A 15,602-nucleotide genomic window follows, 5' to 3' on the forward strand; every position below is an offset into this window, starting at 1 on the left:
TGGCGTCAAGCGCGCGCGGCGACCGCCAGGGCGGGGAAGTCGCTGAACACCCCGTCGACGCCGGCGGCGTACAGCGCCTTGAACACCGGGGTGACGTCGCCGTGCTGGGCCAGGAACGCCGGGCTCTGGGCGTCGCCCTTTCGCAGGGCGGCGGGCAGGAAGTAGTTCTCGGCCCGCACGGTCCACGGGTGCACGGCCAGGCCGGCGGCGTGGGCGTCCTTGATCAGACTGGTGGCGGGCAGCAGCACCTGGCCGTCGTTGGGGACCACCAGGTTCCAGTTCGGGCCCAGCCCGTCGGCATAGACCGCCACGTCCTTCAGGCCCTGGGCGGTGATCAGATCGGCGTACTTGACGCCCGGCAGGTCGGCGGGGCCGCCGTCGCCGTCGACCAGCAGCACCAGCCGCGCGGCGGTCTTGGCCTTCAGGCGCTTCAGCGGTCCGACCTCGAAGCACTGCACGAATACCGGGGCGGTCGCGGAGTTGAGGTCGTGAGCCTTCAGCAGCGCGACCAGGCGATCCTCGGTCGGCAGGCCGATCGACGCGAAGTAGCTGGGGTGCTTCAGCTCGGGATAGACGCCGACCGTCCGGCCCGTGCGCTGAGTTCCCGCCTTGGCGATGGCGACCACCTCGTCGAAGGTCAGGATCTGGGCCTGGCCGTCGAAGGCGGCGCTGGCCGGACGCAGCTGCGGCAGCCGCTCGCGGGCGCGCAGGGTCTTGATCTCGGCCAGGGTGAAGTCTTCCGTGAACCAGCCGGTGATCTGCTGGCCGTCGATGGTCTTGGTCGTCTTGCGGGCCGCGAACTCGGGACGGGCGGCGACGTCGGTCGTGCCGCCGATCTCGTTCTCGTGGCGGGCCACCAGGTGGCCGTCCTTGGTCGGGACCAGGTCCGGCTCGATGAAGTCGGCGCCCTGGTCGATGGCCCGCTCGTACGACAGGGCCGTGTGTTCGGGCCGCTCGCCGCTGCAGCCCCGGTGGCCGATCACGATCGGCCTACGCTGCCGGGCGTGCGCGAAGCCGGGCAGCAGCGTGCCGGCGAGGGCGGCGGTGGTCATGGCGCGACGGGTCAGCAGGGTCATGGGCCGCGATTTAGCGCCGGGATGTGACGGTTTGGCGAGCGCTTTTCACGTTGTGCGACGCCCCCTCCGTCACGCCGCGTATCCGCGGCGCGCCACCTCCCCCGCAAGCGGGGCAGGAAGGTTCACGATCTCCTCCCCCCGTGAAAGGGGGCGGTGGCTCGGAGGGCCGGAGGGGCGCCAAGCGAGAGCTTAAGCCGCCCGCAGGCGTTCCAGGATCTGGGGGTAGAGGTCCTGGTTCGAGGCCAGGATCGACTTGCCCTGGACGACGTCGAGATCGGTCTCGTCGATCGTGGAGACCTTGCCGCCCGACTCCTGGATCATCAGCACGCCGGCCGCGACGTCCCACGGGTTGAGGTTGCGCTCCCAGTAGGCGTCGAAGCGGCCGGCGGCGACCCAGGCCAGGTCCAAGGCGGCCGAGCCGAAGCGGCGGACGCCGGCGACCTTCTGGCTGACCTGGTGCAGCTCCTTCAGGAATTGGCCGTGGCCCGGCTTGCCGGCGAACGGCACGCCGGTGGCCAGGACGCTCTCGTCCAGGTTCCGGCGGGCGGCGACGCGCAGACGCTTCTCGGCGCCCAGGAACGCGCCCTTGCCCTTTTCGACCCAGAACAGGTCGTTGGTGATCGGATTGTAGGTGACGCCGGCCACCACGCCCTCGCCTTCGCGCTGCAGGGCGATGTTGACCGCGAAGTGCGGGATGGCGTGCATGAAGTTGGTGGTGCCGTCCAGCGGGTCGACGATCCAGGTGTGGGTCTTGTCGGTGCCCTCGATCATGCCGCGCTCTTCGCCCAGGAAGCCGTAGCCCGGGCGGGCCTTGGTCAGGATCTCGAACAGGGTCTGTTCGGCCTTGATGTCGGCGTTGGTGACGAAGTCGGCCGCGCCCTTCTTGGAGACCTGCAGCTCGGTGACTTCGCCGAAGTCGCGGGCGAGGCCCCGGGCGGCCTTCCGGGCCGCGTCGATCATGACGTTCAGGAGGGCGGAAGGCGTGGCCACGGGCGGTTTATCCTCAAGGAATGCCGTCGACGCCCGTCGGAAAGTCCGGCGGCGGAGCGGTAGGTCGACGGTGTGAAAGAACGGGCGCGGAACCTAATCGTCCACAGGCTGGATGGCAAGGCGGCCGTGAAAGCTGTCATCCCGGCCGCAGCGGAGCGGAGAGCCGGGATCGCGGCAAGCTCGGAGCTTCTGGCGGTCCCGGCTCGGCGCGCTTCGCGCTTGGCCGGGATGACAGATTTTTCGGCGCCGGCGAAGATTTCGCGCTGGCGATGTCACGTTCGCGCCGGCTGTCTCGTCCTGTTCGTATCGACATGGAGGAGGGCGGACATGACACGCTGGATCGCGATTGGGCTGACCATCATCTTCATAGGCAACGGCCTCTTCATGCTGGCCGCGCCCTATCCCTGGTACCTGACCATTCCCGGCGTCATCCAGACCGGTCCGTTCAACGACCACTTCGTCCGCGATGTCGGGGCGACCTATCTGGCCTGTGGGGTCGGGACTCTGTTGGGCGCGCTGGATCTGCGCCGTCACGCCGGGGCCGTCGCCGTCGCCGCGACGTTCCAGGGCGCCCACGCCCTGATCCACCTGATCACGCCGTTCTGTGGCGGCGGGCCGCCCTGGCCGCTGCTGGCCCGCGACGTCCCGGGCGTCTTCCTGCCCACCGTGCTGACGATCTGGCTGGCGGTCGTCGCGTTCCGCCCGGTCAAGGAGTCCTGAGATGCTGAAGGCGATCATGAGCGCGGCGATCGGCCAGCTGGAGAAGCGCTACGATTACGACGCCACCTATGTCCGTGACCTGTTGGAGGCCAGTCCCAAGGCGCTGAAGGCTTTCCGGGGCGCCCAGACCCTGTCCGGCTTCCGCGAGGGGGCGCCGGCCGCGGCCATCGCGGCGGCGGCGCTCGTGGCGACCATGACCGAGGACTGCGGGCCGTGCGTACAGATCGGCGTGAAGATCGCCGAGGAGAACCGCGTGCCGGCCGACGTGCTGCGCGGCATCCTGACGGGCGACCACGCCCTGATGGGGCCGGACGCCAGCCTGGCCTGGCGCTTCGCCCGGGCCTCCTTGGATCGCGACCTGGAGGTCGCCGACCCGTTGCGCGGCGCCGTTCTGCAGCGCTGGGGTCCCAAGGGTCTGGCCGCGATCGCCCTCGCCATCGCCTCGGCGCGGGTCTATCCCACGATCAAGTACGCGATGGGACACGGCAAGACGTGCTCGCGGGTGCAGGTGGGCGGAGAGGCGGTGGCGGTGAACGCATGACAGGTGCGGACGCGATCTTCGAGGAGCGGCGCGGGGCCATGACCGGCCTGGCCTACCGCATGCTAGGGTCGCGGGCGGAGGCCGAGGACGTGGTCCAGGACGCCTGGCTGCGTTGGCGCAGGGTCGACGCGGCCGAGGTCGAGGAGCCCGGCGCCTACCTCAATCGCATTGTCGCCCGCCTGGCGATGGACCGGCTGAAGTCGGCCCGCGCGCGGCGCGAGATCTATGTCGGCGAATGGCTGCCCGAGCCGGTGGTCGAGCCGGATTTCGAAGCCGGCGGCGACGCGGACCTGTCGGTGGCCTTCCTGCTGGCCCTGGAGCGGCTGACTCCGCTGGAGCGGGCGGCGTTCCTGTTGCACGACGTGTTCGACACCCCCTTCGCCGAGATCGCCGCCGCCCTGGGCCGCACCGAGACCGCCTGCCGTCAGCTAGCTTCGCGGGCTCGCGATCACGTGCGCCGCGACCGGCCGCGCTACACGCCCAGCGTCGACGAGGAGCGCAGGCTGACGACGGCCTTCATGGAGGCGGTGGCGACCGGCGACGAGGCGGCGCTACGGGGTCTGCTGGCCGAGGATGTGGTCATGCACGCCGACGGCGGCGGCCTGGTCAGCGCCAACCTCAACCCGGTGAAGGGCCTCGCCAACGCCATCGCCATGATCCTGGGCGTGCGCCGCAAGTGGCCGCCGCCGGCGGGAGCGACGGTCCGCCTGGCGCGGATCAACGGCCAACCCGGCCTGGTGATGGCGGCCGACGGGGCGGTGTTCCAGACCGTGGGTCTCGAAATCGTCGAGGGCCGCATCGCGGCGGTCTATACGATGCGCAACCCGGAGAAGCTGAAGGGGGTGCAATAGAAGCTGTCATCCCGGCCAAGCGCGCGGCGCGCAGAGCCGCGACCGCCGAAGCGCGAGCCTGAGGCGGTCCCGGGTCTACCCCCGGCTTTCGCCGGGGGTAGACCCGGGATGACAGGGTCCAGGTCCCTAAGGCAGCTCCACCTTCGGCAACGTGTCCTTGGTCTCGCAGACCAGCTTGCCGGCCTTACCGACCGCGCCGGAGATGTCCTCGATCTTGGCTTCCTTGCGCCAGCCCTTGGGCAGCCCCTTGGTGCCGTCGAAGTCCATGCCCAGGTCCATCCACTTGTCGGCCGCGCAATCCAGCGCGAAGACCAGGATCGGCCCCTTGCTGGCCGGCCAGTTCTTATAGGGACCGTTGGCCTTGCCCTCGGCGATGCGAGTGACGATCAGTCCGGTGGACTGGTCCACGCGGGTGAAGTCCGCATCGTAGTAGGTCTTGGTCTCGCCCGGCGCGAGCTTCCAGGTCTCGGCGATCGCATCCCCCGGAAGAGCCAGGGCCGAAAAGGCCAGGACGGGTACGCTAAGCAAACACACTACGAGCCGCTTCATGTTCAGCGTCTCCCCCGTTTTATTTAGCTGGGGAGAGGCTATGCCTGTGTGCGGTGCGTCACAAGCGAACGCCGTTATTTCGCCTTAATCCGCGCCGCCACGCCTTCGGCGATCGCCGCGTTGAGGGCCGCGACGGCCGCGTCCGGCCCTTGCGGATAGGCCCACACCCCCGCCGAGACGGCCAGGAAGTCCGCGCCGGCGGTGGCCAGCGGCGCGGCATTGGCGGCGGTGATGCCGCCGATCGCCACGCACGGGACCTCCATCGTCTCCTGCCAGATGGTCAGGATGTCGGGCTCGGCGACGGTCGGCGCCGCCTTGGTCGTGGTCGGGAAGAAGGCCCCGAAGGCGACATAGTCTGCCCCGGCCTCGGCCGCTTCCATGGCCAGGTGGCGGCTGTCGTGGCAGGTGACCCCGACCATGCGGTCGCCCATCAGCTTGCGAGCGTCCTTGAGGCTCATGTCCGACTGGCCGACATGCACGCCGTCGACCGGTAGGCGGGCGGCCAGGTCGGGACGGTCGTTGAGGATCACCGCGACGTCGCGGGCCTGGGCGATCGGCGCCAGGGCGGCGACGGCGGCGGCGATGACGTCGTCCGGCGCGTCCTTCAGGCGGATCTGCAGGGCGGCCACGTCGCCGCCGTCCAGCGCCTGGGCCAATTGGCGGCCGAAGCCGGCGAGGTCGTCCAGGACGGGCGGGGTGATCAGATAGAGGCGGCAAGCGAGCGTCATGGGCTCGCTTTAGGCCAATTCGGAAAGGGGCGCGACTCCATGCCGCTGCGAACCAGAGTGAGAGTCAGTTGCAAAACGCCGCGTCATCGGCTAGATGAGAATGACACTCAATCGGGTAGGGCGTTCCTTCCTTGTACGTCTGCAACTGTAACGGCATCCGCGAGCGCGAAGTCCGCGCCGCCATCGACGCAGGCGCCGCCCGTCCGGCCGACATCTTCCGTCACAAGGGCTGCCAGGCGCAGTGCGCCAAGTGCGTCTGCGAGATGCGCCAGATGATCCAGGAAAACCGCGAAGCGCTGGCTTTCGCGGCCGAGTAGCGGCCGAAAACTCGGCGTTTTCAGAGATCGCGAAGCACTCGCACGCTTTTCCGTGAGAGCGCGAAACACTCGCACACATTCAGGTTGAAGCCGCTTTCGGCTTGGCTCAGGTTCGCCCGGAAATCGAATCCCCAAGTCGTCATCCCTAGTCGTCAAGGAGGCCGCCATGCAGGGCGATCCCGGCATCATCCGACTGCTCAACGCGGTGCTCACCAATGAGCTGACGGCGGTCAACCAGTACTTCCTGCACGCGCGGATGTACGACAACTGGGGCTTCAAGCGCCTCGGCAAGATCACCTACGACGAGTCGATCGGCGAGATGAAACACGCCGACAAGCTGATCAATCGCATCCTGTTCCTGGAAGGGCTTCCGAACCTGCAGGACCTGCACAAGCTGAAGATCGGCGAGACGGTGCCGGAATGCCTGGGCAGCGACCTGCAGGTCGAGCTGGGCGGCCGCGAGACCCTGATCCCCGGCATCATCCAGTGCGAACAGGCCCGCGACTATGTCAGCCGCGAACTGCTGCGCGAGATCCTCAGCGACACCGAGGAGCACATCGACTTCCTGGAGATGCAGCTCGGCCTGGTGAAGGCGCTGGGCGAGCAGAACTACCTGCAGTCGGCGGTGGGCGAGCTGCCGGCCTAGGCCGCCCGCCGAACCGCCGCGCCGCCCAGATCGAACTGCCCCACCAGGCTGGAGAGCCGCGCGGCTTCGTTCTCCAGCGCATGGGCCGCGGCGGTGGTCTGCTCGACCATGGCCGCGTTCTGCTGGGTCATCAGATCCATCTGATTGACGGCGGTGTTGATCTGACCAAGGCCGGTGGCCTGTTCCTGGGCCGCCGTGGCGATCTCGCCGACCAGGGTCGAGATCTCGCCGACCCGGCTGATGATGCTGCCTAGGGCGACGCCGGTCTGGCCGACCAGCCCGACGCCTTCGCTGACCTTGGCCGAGGCCGCGCCGACCAGCCCCTTGATCTCCTTGGCCGCGTCGGCCGAGCGTCCGGCCAGGGCGCGGACCTCCTGAGCGACGACCGCGAAGCCGCGACCGGCCTCGCCGGCGCGGGCGGCCTCGACCCCCGCGTTCAGGGCCAGCAGGTTGGTCTGGAAGGCGATCTCGTCGATCACCCCGATGATCTTGCCGATCTGGGCCGAGGCCGTCTCGATCTCGCCCACGGCGCGGACGGCGTCCTCGACGGCGCGTTCGGTCGACTGGGCCTCGCGGCGCGCCTCGCCGACCATCTGGTTGGCGCGCTGGGCGCCGTCGGCGGCCTGGCGGACGGTGGCGACGATCTCGTCCAGGGCGGCGGCGGTTTCTTCCAGGCTGGCGGCCTGCTGCTCGGTGCGGCGCGACAAGTCGTCGGTAGCGTGAGCGATCTCGCTCGCGCCCGCTCCGACTCCGTTGGAGGCGTCCTTGATGTCGTGCAGGGTGCGGCTCAGCTTCTCGGCGGTGGCGTTGAAGTCGGCCCGCAGGGCCTCGTAGTCCGACGCGAAGGCATCGGTCAGGCGGAAGGCCGCGTCGCCGGACGCCAGGCGGTCCAGCCCGCGGCCCAGGGCCTCCATGGCCGCGCGGCGAGCCTGTTCGCCCTGGTGGCGTTCGGTCTCGGACGCGGCGCGCTCGGCCTCGCCGCGCGCGCGGGCGGCCTCCTGCTCCTCGCGCATCGTTCGGCGCTCAAGCACGGCGTGGCGGAACACCTCGATGGCCTTGGCCATGTCGCCCAGTTCGTCGGCGCGGCCGGCGAACGGCACCGGCTTTTCATAATGCCCGGCCGCGAGGTCGCGCATGTAGCCGGTGATCGACTGGATCGGATTGACGACCGAGCGGCGCATCTTCCAGACGCCGCCGGCGATGATCGCGCCCAGCAACGCGCAGAGGGCGGCCATGATGCTGACCAGCAGGATCTGACGTTGGCGGGCGTCGGCCTCGACGGCGGCGTTGTCGGCCGCGATCATCGGCACGATCTCGTCGATCGCCTTGCGGTGGGCGCGATAGCTGGTGGTCATGTCGGCGAAGGCGGCGTCGGCGGCCGGGCCGTCATTGGCCCGCAGCGCCTGGATCAGTCGCTCCGAAGCGGCCCAGGCCTTCTGGGCGTTGGCGTCCGACTCGCCCAGCAGCACGCTCTTGACCCGCGGATCGAAATCGTAGGCCCGCCAGTAGGTCGCCCGCGCCTCATATTCCGATTTCAGGCGGCGCAGCTCCTTGTCGGCGCTGTCGGTCTCGGCGGGCGTACGCAGGCGATAGGCCGTCTGGGCGTCGAGATAGGCCTCGATCACATAGAGCGGCGGCGGCAGGATGTCGGCCGTCAGGTCCTTGCCGGCCACGATCTTGGTGTAGAGCGGTCCGCCGATGCGGACGGTGGCGATGGCGTTCCAGGAGGCGGCGATCAGCACGATCAGGCCGAGCGCCAGCGCGCCCCCGAACAGATTCATCGCACCTGCGAGTCGCAAGCGCATTTGGGTGTTTCCCCCGATTCCCGTGCGACAAAGCGTCCGCCTTCAGCCTGAAGAAAACTTTAAGGGGAAGCGTGGCCGCGAAACGTTTCTTGCGGCCGCTAACCGGCGCCAGGAAAGGAAAAACCCGAAAGGGGTCGCGAGGGTGCGCCAACTTGCCGCATACGGACGGCGGGCGGTCGCGAGAAAGCTCGCGAGCCGCCAAGGACTCAGGCGGCGCGCGAACCCGGGCGCGAGGAGCCGCGCGCGGCGGGAGCCTGCTCGACCGCGCCGGTGTTGAACCGGGTCATCAGATCCGCGAGGTCATGGGCCTCGGTGCGCAGGTTCGAGGCGGCCGCGGTGGTCTCTTCCACCATGGCGGCGTTCTGCTGGGTGACCTGGTCCATCTGGTTGACGGCGGCGTTGACCTGGTTGAGGCCCGTGGCCTGCTCCTGCGAGGAGCGGGCGATCTCGGAGATCAGGCCGTCGATCTCGCTGACCTTTCCGACGATGCCGGACAGGGATTCGCCGGTCTCCCCCACCAGTTTGACGCCGCGATCGACCTGGGCGGTCGAGTTGGCGATCAGGGTCTTGATCTCCTTGGCCGCGTCGGCGGAGCGTTGGGCCAGGGCCCGGACTTCCTGGGCGACGACCGCGAAGCCGCGACCGGCCTCGCCGGCCCGCGCGGCTTCGACGCCAGCGTTGAGGGCCAGCAAATTGGTCTGGAAGGCGATCTCGTCGATCACGCCGATGATGTTGCCGATCTGGGACGAGGACTTCTCGATCTCGCCCATGGCCGAGATCGCCTGCTGCACGACCTCGCCCGAGCGGTTGGCGTCGACGCGAGCCTGGGAGGCGGCCTGCGAGGCGCGGCGAGCGCCCTCGGCGCTGCGCACCACGGTGGCGGTGATCTCGTCGAGGGCGGCGGCGGTCTGTTCCAGGCCGGCGGCCTGCTGCTCGGTGCGGCGCGACAGGTCGTCGGCGGCCGAAGCGATCTCGTCGGTGCCGGCCTGCATGCCACGCGCCCGCTGGACGATGGTCGTGACGGTGTCGCGCAGGGAGTCGACGGCGCTGTTGAAGTCGTCCTTCAGTTGCTGGTAGCGCGGATCCATCGCGGTCTGGATGGGCGTACTGACATCGCCGCGCGCGAGACGGCCCAGACCCTCGGCCAGAACGGCCACGACGTTGTTGTCCTGATCGGCCTTCTTGCGAGCGGCCTCCGCGGCGGCGCGCTCCTGCTCGACCATGGTGATATCGGACGCGAACTTGATGACCTTCACCGGCTTGCCAGCCTTGTCGAAGATGGGGTTGTACGAGGCCTGGATCCAGATCTCGCGACCGCCCTTGCCGACGCGCTTGAACTTGTCCGAGAAGAATTCGCCCGCGTTCAGCCGGCGCCAGAACTCGCGGTACTCACCGCTGGAAGCGTAGGCGCTCTCGACGAACAGGCTGTGATGGCGGCCCTGGATCTCGGAAAGCCCGTAGCCCAGGGTCTTCAGGAAGTTTTCGTTGGCCGTGATGATCGAGCCGTCGAGGTTGAATTCGATCACCGCCTGGCTGCGATGGATGGCGGCGATGACCGCCTCCATGTCGCCGATGGCGGCGTTGGTCTTGCTGTCGGCGCGGTGAGCCCGAAGGAAGGACATCGATGGTGTTCCCTGGCGCGAGGCCCCTCGGAATCCACCACCTTGGCGGCATTCGCTCCTCTCGCTTCGGCGGCAGGTTGCGGCGAAAAATTCAAAAAGATCCTTAACGCCCGTAAACCTAAGCGGGTTGGGGAGCGCGGGTCCCGCGAGCGAAAAAACCTAGAAAAAACAATTTCCCTTTGAACGGCGCCCAACGATGAGCGCCGTCACGCGTCAATGCGTCACGGGGTTGTCACGCGCCATTCTCGTGTCGGAAAGTCGACGGATCGTGTCATTTCGCAAGGATTTTCGGGTGGCTTCACCCCCAGTCTGGGCCATCATGGGCCGCAGACCCGCTGAGGCTGGAACCAAGGCTCAGCTGGACTGTTTGACTTGCGAGTTCACGAGGGAGTCCCGCCATGCATATCGCCAACGGAAAGTCGCGTGAGCGCGCCCAGGCCGGTCGCGAAGCGTTCCAGCTCGATCGGCGGGAAGGCCACCATCCCGCGGCCCAGATCGCGGTCGGCGCGGCCTTGGCGGGCGGGGCGATCGTGGCCGCCATGGTGATGGGACGTCGGCACGAGCGCGTGCTGGACGACGAGATGTACGCGGTCGAGTTCGCCGAGATGCACGAGCCGGTGGCGCATCAGCCCAAGCCGCTGACCAGCCTGATCCTGCCGCCGCTGTTCATCGCCATGACCCTGTCGGGTCTGCGCACCTGGAACGCGCCGGCCAGCCCGGCCCGCACCCGCGCCCTGACGATCTGGAGCCTGGTGCAAGGCTTCAACGCCCTGTGGCTGGGCCTGGGCGCCCGGCGCGTCGGCGGCCAGCTGGGCGCGGCGACGGCCTCGCTGGCGGCCTCGGCGGCCTATGCCCTCGAGGCGCGCAAGGTCGGCGGCGGCGTCGCTCCGGACTTCGGCTGGATCGGCATCGCCAACGCCCTGACGGCCCAGCTGTGGCGCCGGCCGATCCCGCGCACGCCGACCATTCATTAGAAAAACTGTCATCCCGGCCAAGCGCGAAGCGCGCCGAGCCGGGACCGCCGGAAGCTCCGAGCCCGCGGCGGTCCCGGCTTCTTCGCTGCGCTACGGCCGGGATGAAAGGTATTTTCAGGCGATCTTCAGCACCCGATCCACGCTGAACTTGCCGCCGCCGCGGGCGATCAGGAACAGCAGCAGCCCCGCCCACGACAGGTGGGTCGGCCAGGCGTCGGGATAGACGAAGATCTCGATCACCGTGGTCATGCCCAGGAAGGCCAGGGCGGAAAGCCGCGTGAACAGGCCCAGCACCAGCAGGATCGAGAACAGGTGCTCCGAATAGGTCGCCGCGTGCGCCGCCACGACCGGCGGCAACAGGGGTACGTGATACTCGCTTTCAAACAGCGAATAGGTCCCGTCGGTGATGTGCAGGATGCCGTCGACCTTGGTGCGGCCGGACTGGAAGAAGACCGCCGCCACGCCCAGGCGGGCGACGAGGGTCAGGACGTCCTCGGTCAGCACCTTGCGGGCGGTCTGGGCGAAGAGGTCGAAAGGCGTGCGAAGGGAGAGGGTGTTGGCGGTCATCGGTCGGTTTCCAGAGAGAAGCCGCCGAACACGCCGTCGGCGATCAGGGCGGCGAACAAGGGGGCAAGCGGTACATTCGGATCGGCCAGGGTCGCGCGCTCGGCGGCCTCGGCGCTGGTCTGGCCCGCGCGGCAGGCGCGCAGGAATTCGGTCTCGACCGCGCCGAGGACCCGGCTTCGAACCGACCCGTCGCGGCGGACCAGCAGCAGGGTCTCCGGGGTCTCGGAGAGCTCGAGATCCTCGCGACCGTCGCGCGAGGCGACCCACAGGCTGGGCAGGCCGGCCTCGAAGGCGCCGAAGCGAACGCTGGGATGCAGCCTCAGCCGCGCCCGCCCGATGTCCTCCGGCGTGAGCGTAGACAGCGCTTCGGCGGTCAGGTGCGGGGCTTCGGCGGCGAACAGGGCCTCGGTCCACAGGCGATCGAGATGGGCGATCCCGGCCAGGTACGGCAGGTCCAAGGCCGGCGGAAAGCGATCCAGCCAGACGGGGAAGGCCTCGCCATAGTCCAGCAGGACGGCGCTGGCCGGCGGGGCCTCGCGGGCGAATAGGGCGGCGGCGGCGCGGAACCAGTCCTCGCCGACCATCGACAGCACGGTCGGGAAGTTGGCGGCCAGGGCGTCGACGCAGCCCTTGGCGATGGTGTTGCGATAGACGGCCAGCCCGGCCTCGCCCTCACCGGGCGCGAGCCACCGCGCCAGCGGCGCGACGTCCGCGTTCAAGGTCTCGACGAAGGCGTCTTGGAAATCCAGCAGCTCAGACATGCTGGGCCTCCAGCGCCGCGAGTTCGTCGGCGGCGCGGTCGCGTTCGGCCATCAGGACGTCGAAGGCGGGGATGTCGTCGTCGCGCTCGATCAGCGTCGGACGCGGGCCGATGCGGCGGATCAGGCGCCGGTAGAGGGCCCAGACGGGCTCGGCGACCGACGCGCCATGGGTGTCGATCAGCAGCGACGAGCCGCCCTCGTCGGCGCCATGGCCGGCCAGGTGGATCTCGCCGACCGCCGCGGCCGGCAGGCCGTCGAGGTAGGCCTCGGCGGCGTAGCCCAGGTTGCTGGCGCTGACGAAGACGTTGTTGACGTCGACCAGCAGGCCGCAGCCGGTCCGCTCGACCAGGGCTTTCAGAAAGTCGACCTCGTCGAGGTCATGGCCGGTCAGCGGCAGGTACAGCGACGGGTTTTCGATCAGCACGCGGCGGTCCAGGGCGTCCTGCATCCGGCCGACATTGTCGGCGATGCGGGCCAGGGCGGCCTGGGTGCGAGGAAAGGGCAGGAGGTCGGGCTGGTGCGCGCCGCGATGGGTGGACCAGGCCAGATGCTCGGAAACCACGAACGGCTCGAACCGGTCGACCAAGCGCTTCAGCGCGGCCAGATGCTCGGGATCCGGATCGGCGTCGGCGGCCAGGGACAGGCCCACGCCGTGCAGCGATAGCGGCCGACGCGCGCGGACGGCCTCTAGCGCGGCCAGGCGCGGCCCGCCGGCCGACATGTAGTTCTCGGGATGGACCTCGAACCACAGGCCGTCGGCGGTCGCGGCGACCGCGTCGTCGTAGTGCTGGGGCTTGAGGCCGAGGCCGGCGGTGATCATGGGAAATTCCATCAACTTGTCATCCCGGCCGCACCCCGGCGAAAGCCGGGGGGAGAGCCGGGACCGCAACACGCTCAGAGCTTCCGGCGGTCCCGGCTCGGCGCGCTTCGCGCTGGGCCGGGATGACAGTTTTCAAGGAAGCGCCTTAAGCCTTCGGCGTCAGCGAACCCATGCCGTTCGGGGTCTTGATCGTGGTGCAGGTGCCCTTGGCGACCATCTTCCAGGCGTTGCCCTGGTAGTCGGCCTTGGCGGTGCCGGCGCACGAGGTGCCAGCGCCGGCCTTGCAGTCGTTCTGGCCGGCCTTGGCCACGCCGTAGCACTTTTCCTGTTCGACCTTCTTCATGTCGTCGGCGGCGGCGATCGAGACGCCGGCGGCCAGGGCGAAGACGGCGGCGAGGGCGGCGGTGGAAGCGGTGCGGCTCATGGGGTTCTCCTTGAAGCAGTCTGGGGAAGCGTTTCTTTCGCCGAACGACGCTCTCGCCGCTCGGTCGATGGGAGATACGAAGGTCCCGAGGTGAAGGTTACAACGGTCCGCCAACAAAATTTCGGCGACGTGTTTTCCGGCGGTTTCGGCGCGACGCGACACCGTGTAACCATCCGCCTCTCGCACGCGAATAGGGGCTGGCGTGACGGATACCGAAACCCGTTTGAAGGCGCTGATGCTGCGCGGGATGGACGGCGACGCCGCCGCCTATCGCGAGTGTCTGGCCGTTCTCGGTATCCGGCTTCGCGCCTATTTCGCGCGACGGATGTCCGGCGCGCCCGGCGATGTGGAGGATCTTGTGCAGGAGACGCTGCTGGCGGTGCATCTCAAGCGGTCGACCTGGGATTCGTCCCAGTCGTTCACCGCCTGGGCGCATGCGGTGGCGCGCTACAAGCTGATCGACCACTGGCGTCGCCGGAAGGTCCGCCAGACCCTGCCGATCGAGGATCACATCGAGTTCCTGGCCGCCGACGAGCCCGAGCCCGGCGTCGGCCTCGAGCTGGACCGCGCCCTGGCCAGCCTGCCGGACCGGCAACGGATCCTAGTGTCCGACGTCAAACTGACAGGCCTCAGCCTGGCCGAGGCCGGAGCCCGGGCCGGCATTTCCGAAGGCGCGGCCAAGGTCGCCCTGCACCGGGCGTTGAAGTCCCTGGCCGAAAGGATGCGCCGTGCGAACGGATGATCTGATCGACGCCCTGGCTTCGGACGCCCAAGCCTCGAGGGGGCGGCTCAGCCTGCTGCAGCGCCTGGCCATGGTCGCCGGCCTCGGCGCCCTGGCGGCGCTGGGGATGCTGCTGGCCATGCTGCACACCCGCCCCGACCTCGGAGAGGCCGTGCTGGGCGGCATGTTCTGGATGAAGGCCGCCTACACCGCCCTGCTGGGCGTGGCGGGCTATATGGCCGTCGAGCGGCTGGCGCGGCCGGCGGCCGGCGTGGGCCGGCGCGGCTGGATCCTGGGCGGCGTGGTCCTGGGACTCTTCGCCCTGGTCGGCGCGATCCAGGCGATGATGAGCCCGGACATCCAGATGGCGTTGCACATGCTGCGCGGCCATTCCTGGCGCACCTGCAGTCCCCGGATCCTGATGCTGAGCCTGCCCATGCTGGCCCTGGGGCTGTGGGTCGTGCGCGGCATGGCGCCGACAAGACCGACCTTGGCCGGCCTGGCCATGGGCCTCTTCTCGGGCGGCGTGGCGGCGACGGTCTACGGCCTTCATTGCCCCGAGCACACCTTCACCTTCGTCGCCCTCTGGTACAGCCTGGGCGTGCTGGGGACGGCCGCCCTGGGCGCGTTGATCGGGCGCTGGGCGCTGCGCTGGTAGCGCCGTACCGGGACAAGGGCCGCGTCCGATCAAACTTTGTTCCGTCGCCGCCTGGTCGATTGACAAACCATCGTTCCGCCACTGAAGTGCCGCTGCTTTTCGCGAATGAGACGCGATAAGCTTTGCTTCAACCGCCATACGGCTCTGTGGGGAGAGGCGGGTGACGATCGACGACACTCTCGCTCCCGCGGGCCATGCGGGCGGCGCGCCTATCTGGTCGGCCGCGACCTTGCCCTGGCGACTGGCCGAGATCGCCGCCGCCGGTGCGCTGGCCGGCGTGCTGATCATCCTGCTGTGGCTGGACCCGCGGCCCGACCTGCGCGCCGCGGCGGGTCAGGCGTTCTTCTGGATCAAGGCGGCCTATCCCGCCGCTGTCGCCGCGTGCGCCCTGCTGGCGGCCACCTGGCTGGCGCGAGGCCAGCGCGGCGGGGTTATCGCCCTGGCGGTCGCCGGCGCGGGCGGCTGCGCCATGCTGATCGCCGCCGCCGTCCAAGCTTCGACCATGGCGCCGGCGATCCTGGCGGCCCTGCTCTGGCCCGCTGGCGCGATCTGCCTGGGCGACATCCTGATCCTCGCCGCGCCGATGCTGGCGTTGACAGTCGCGGGCCTGCGCGACGTCGACCTGCCGCGACCCGCGCTCACGGGCTTCGCCTGCGGCCTGTTTTGTGGCGGCGTGGCGGCGAGCATCGACGGCCTGCACTGCTGGCAGGGAACCTACGCTTTCGTCGGTCCCTGGTTCACCCTGGCCATGCTGGCCAGCGGCGCGCTCGGGGCCAGCGCGATCGCGCTGCTCGCCCGTCGCCGTCTAAGGTTTCCGGCCGAGTGAAACGTG

19 protein-coding genes and 1 pseudogene are annotated in these 15,602 nt (G+C 69.2%); 10 read left to right on the plus strand and 10 right to left on the minus strand.

Annotation, left to right across the window (positions count from 1 at the left end; genetic code table 11):
• Positions 1–5: 5 nt before the first annotated feature.
• Entirely contained in the window at positions 6–1,076 is a 1,071-nt protein-coding gene (locus tag ABIC66_RS18125) for a glycerophosphodiester phosphodiesterase (RefSeq protein ID WP_354071817.1), read from the minus strand.
• A gap of 57 nt (positions 1,077–1,133) precedes the next feature.
• Here ABIC66_RS18125 and ABIC66_RS18130 point away from each other — a divergent pair.
• Positions 1,134–1,204: pseudogene (locus ABIC66_RS18130) on the plus strand (hypothetical protein); the annotation flags it as partial.
• 61 nt (positions 1,205–1,265) lie between these two features.
• On the opposite strand, the gene ABIC66_RS18135 reads toward ABIC66_RS18130, so the two are convergent.
• Positions 1,266–2,066: an inositol monophosphatase family protein gene (locus ABIC66_RS18135; protein WP_354071819.1), complete on the minus strand. Its 801-nt coding sequence runs from the start codon at positions 2,064–2,066 to the stop codon at positions 1,266–1,268.
• Positions 2,067–2,393: 327 nt separating this feature from the next.
• Here ABIC66_RS18135 and ABIC66_RS18140 point away from each other — a divergent pair, with 327 nt between their 5' ends.
• From ABIC66_RS18140 to ABIC66_RS18150, 3 genes are read left to right on the plus strand one after another with little or no spacing between them, the layout of a single operon-like run.
• Entirely contained in the window at positions 2,394–2,786 is a 393-nt protein-coding gene (locus tag ABIC66_RS18140) for a DUF4345 family protein (RefSeq protein WP_354071820.1), read from the plus strand.
• 1 nt (position 2,787) lies between these two features.
• The gene (locus tag ABIC66_RS18145) at positions 2,788–3,327 is read left to right on the plus strand and encodes a hypothetical protein (RefSeq protein ID WP_354071822.1); all 540 of its coding nucleotides are present in this window, start codon (positions 2,788–2,790) and stop codon (positions 3,325–3,327) included.
• Positions 3,324–4,178 carry a sigma-70 family RNA polymerase sigma factor gene (locus ABIC66_RS18150; RefSeq protein ID WP_354071824.1) on the plus strand — a complete coding sequence of 285 codons (855 nt, stop codon included), beginning with the start codon at positions 3,324–3,326 and terminating at the stop codon, positions 4,176–4,178. Before ABIC66_RS18145 ends, ABIC66_RS18150 begins: the two co-directional genes overlap by 4 nt.
• 126 nt (positions 4,179–4,304) lie before the next feature.
• On the opposite strand, the gene ABIC66_RS18155 is transcribed toward ABIC66_RS18150, so the two are convergent.
• The gene (locus ABIC66_RS18155; protein WP_354071825.1) at positions 4,305–4,727 is read right to left on the minus strand and encodes a hypothetical protein; all 423 of its coding nucleotides are present in this window, start codon (positions 4,725–4,727) and stop codon (positions 4,305–4,307) included.
• A 74-nt stretch (positions 4,728–4,801) separates the two neighbouring features.
• Positions 4,802–5,455 (minus strand): thiamine phosphate synthase, encoded by a 654-nt coding sequence (thiE, locus tag ABIC66_RS18160; protein ID WP_354071826.1) that lies wholly within the window; start codon positions 5,453–5,455, stop codon positions 4,802–4,804.
• 131 nt (positions 5,456–5,586) lie between these two features.
• Here thiE and ABIC66_RS18165 point away from each other — a divergent pair, with 131 nt between their 5' ends.
• Together ABIC66_RS18165 and bfr are read left to right on the plus strand one after the other, a co-directional pair.
• Complete coding sequence (locus ABIC66_RS18165) at positions 5,587–5,772, plus strand: (2Fe-2S)-binding protein (protein ID WP_354071828.1); 186 nt, start codon at positions 5,587–5,589, stop codon at positions 5,770–5,772.
• 166 nt (positions 5,773–5,938) lie between these two features.
• Positions 5,939–6,418, plus strand: coding sequence for a bacterioferritin (gene bfr, locus ABIC66_RS18170; protein ID WP_354071830.1), 480 nt, complete (start codon positions 5,939–5,941; stop codon positions 6,416–6,418).
• Here bfr and ABIC66_RS18175 read toward each other — a convergent pair.
• Both ABIC66_RS18175 and ABIC66_RS18180 read right to left on the minus strand, forming a co-directional pair.
• Positions 6,415–8,223: a methyl-accepting chemotaxis protein gene (locus ABIC66_RS18175; protein ID WP_354071832.1), complete on the minus strand. Its 1,809-nt coding sequence runs from the start codon at positions 8,221–8,223 to the stop codon at positions 6,415–6,417. The two genes, bfr and ABIC66_RS18175, sit on opposite strands and share 4 nt — an antisense overlap.
• 206 nt (positions 8,224–8,429) lie before the next feature.
• Positions 8,430–9,845 carry a methyl-accepting chemotaxis protein gene (locus ABIC66_RS18180; RefSeq protein WP_354071834.1) on the minus strand — a complete coding sequence of 472 codons (1,416 nt, stop codon included), beginning with the start codon at positions 9,843–9,845 and terminating at the stop codon, positions 8,430–8,432.
• 398 nt (positions 9,846–10,243) lie between these two features.
• Here ABIC66_RS18180 and ABIC66_RS18185 point away from each other — a divergent pair, with 398 nt between their 5' ends.
• Complete coding sequence (locus ABIC66_RS18185; protein WP_354071836.1) at positions 10,244–10,819, plus strand: tryptophan-rich sensory protein; 576 nt, start codon at positions 10,244–10,246, stop codon at positions 10,817–10,819.
• 114 nt (positions 10,820–10,933) lie between these two features.
• Here the strand turns inward: ABIC66_RS18185 and ABIC66_RS18190 are convergent, their stop codons facing one another.
• The 4 genes from ABIC66_RS18190 to ABIC66_RS18205 form a co-directional block, all read right to left on the minus strand.
• Complete coding sequence (locus ABIC66_RS18190) at positions 10,934–11,386, minus strand: DoxX family protein (RefSeq protein ID WP_354071838.1); 453 nt, start codon at positions 11,384–11,386, stop codon at positions 10,934–10,936.
• Positions 11,383–12,147 (minus strand): HvfC/BufC family peptide modification chaperone, encoded by a 765-nt coding sequence (locus tag ABIC66_RS18195; protein ID WP_354071840.1) that lies wholly within the window; start codon positions 12,145–12,147, stop codon positions 11,383–11,385. The genes ABIC66_RS18190 and ABIC66_RS18195 overlap by 4 nt, the downstream gene beginning before the upstream one ends.
• A complete protein-coding gene (gene bufB, locus ABIC66_RS18200) occupies positions 12,140–12,967 on the minus strand; it encodes an MNIO family bufferin maturase (RefSeq protein ID WP_354072011.1) in 828 nt (275 codons plus the stop codon). Before bufB ends, ABIC66_RS18195 begins: the two co-directional genes overlap by 8 nt.
• A gap of 145 nt (positions 12,968–13,112) precedes the next feature.
• Positions 13,113–13,391, minus strand: coding sequence for a BufA1 family periplasmic bufferin-type metallophore (locus ABIC66_RS18205; RefSeq protein WP_354071842.1), 279 nt, complete (start codon positions 13,389–13,391; stop codon positions 13,113–13,115).
• 202 nt (positions 13,392–13,593) lie between these two features.
• Between ABIC66_RS18205 and ABIC66_RS18210 the strand changes: the two genes are divergently transcribed.
• The 3 genes from ABIC66_RS18210 to ABIC66_RS18220 all read left to right on the plus strand — a co-directional run bounded on the left by ABIC66_RS18210 (position 13,594) and on the right by ABIC66_RS18220 (position 15,596).
• The gene (locus tag ABIC66_RS18210; RefSeq protein ID WP_354071843.1) at positions 13,594–14,133 is read left to right on the plus strand and encodes a sigma-70 family RNA polymerase sigma factor; all 540 of its coding nucleotides are present in this window, start codon (positions 13,594–13,596) and stop codon (positions 14,131–14,133) included.
• On the plus strand, positions 14,120–14,770 hold the full coding sequence (nrsF, locus tag ABIC66_RS18215; protein WP_354071845.1) for an anti-sigma-F factor NrsF: 651 nt from the start codon (positions 14,120–14,122) through the stop codon (positions 14,768–14,770). Before ABIC66_RS18210 ends, nrsF begins: the two co-directional genes overlap by 14 nt.
• Before the next feature lie 160 nt (positions 14,771–14,930).
• Positions 14,931–15,596, plus strand: coding sequence for an NrsF family protein (locus ABIC66_RS18220; RefSeq protein WP_354071847.1), 666 nt, complete (start codon positions 14,931–14,933; stop codon positions 15,594–15,596).
• Positions 15,597–15,602 lie beyond the last annotated feature (6 nt).

This window comes from Caulobacter sp. 1776, assembly GCF_040545685.1.
Taxonomy (GTDB): Bacteria; Pseudomonadota; Alphaproteobacteria; order Caulobacterales; family Caulobacteraceae; genus Caulobacter.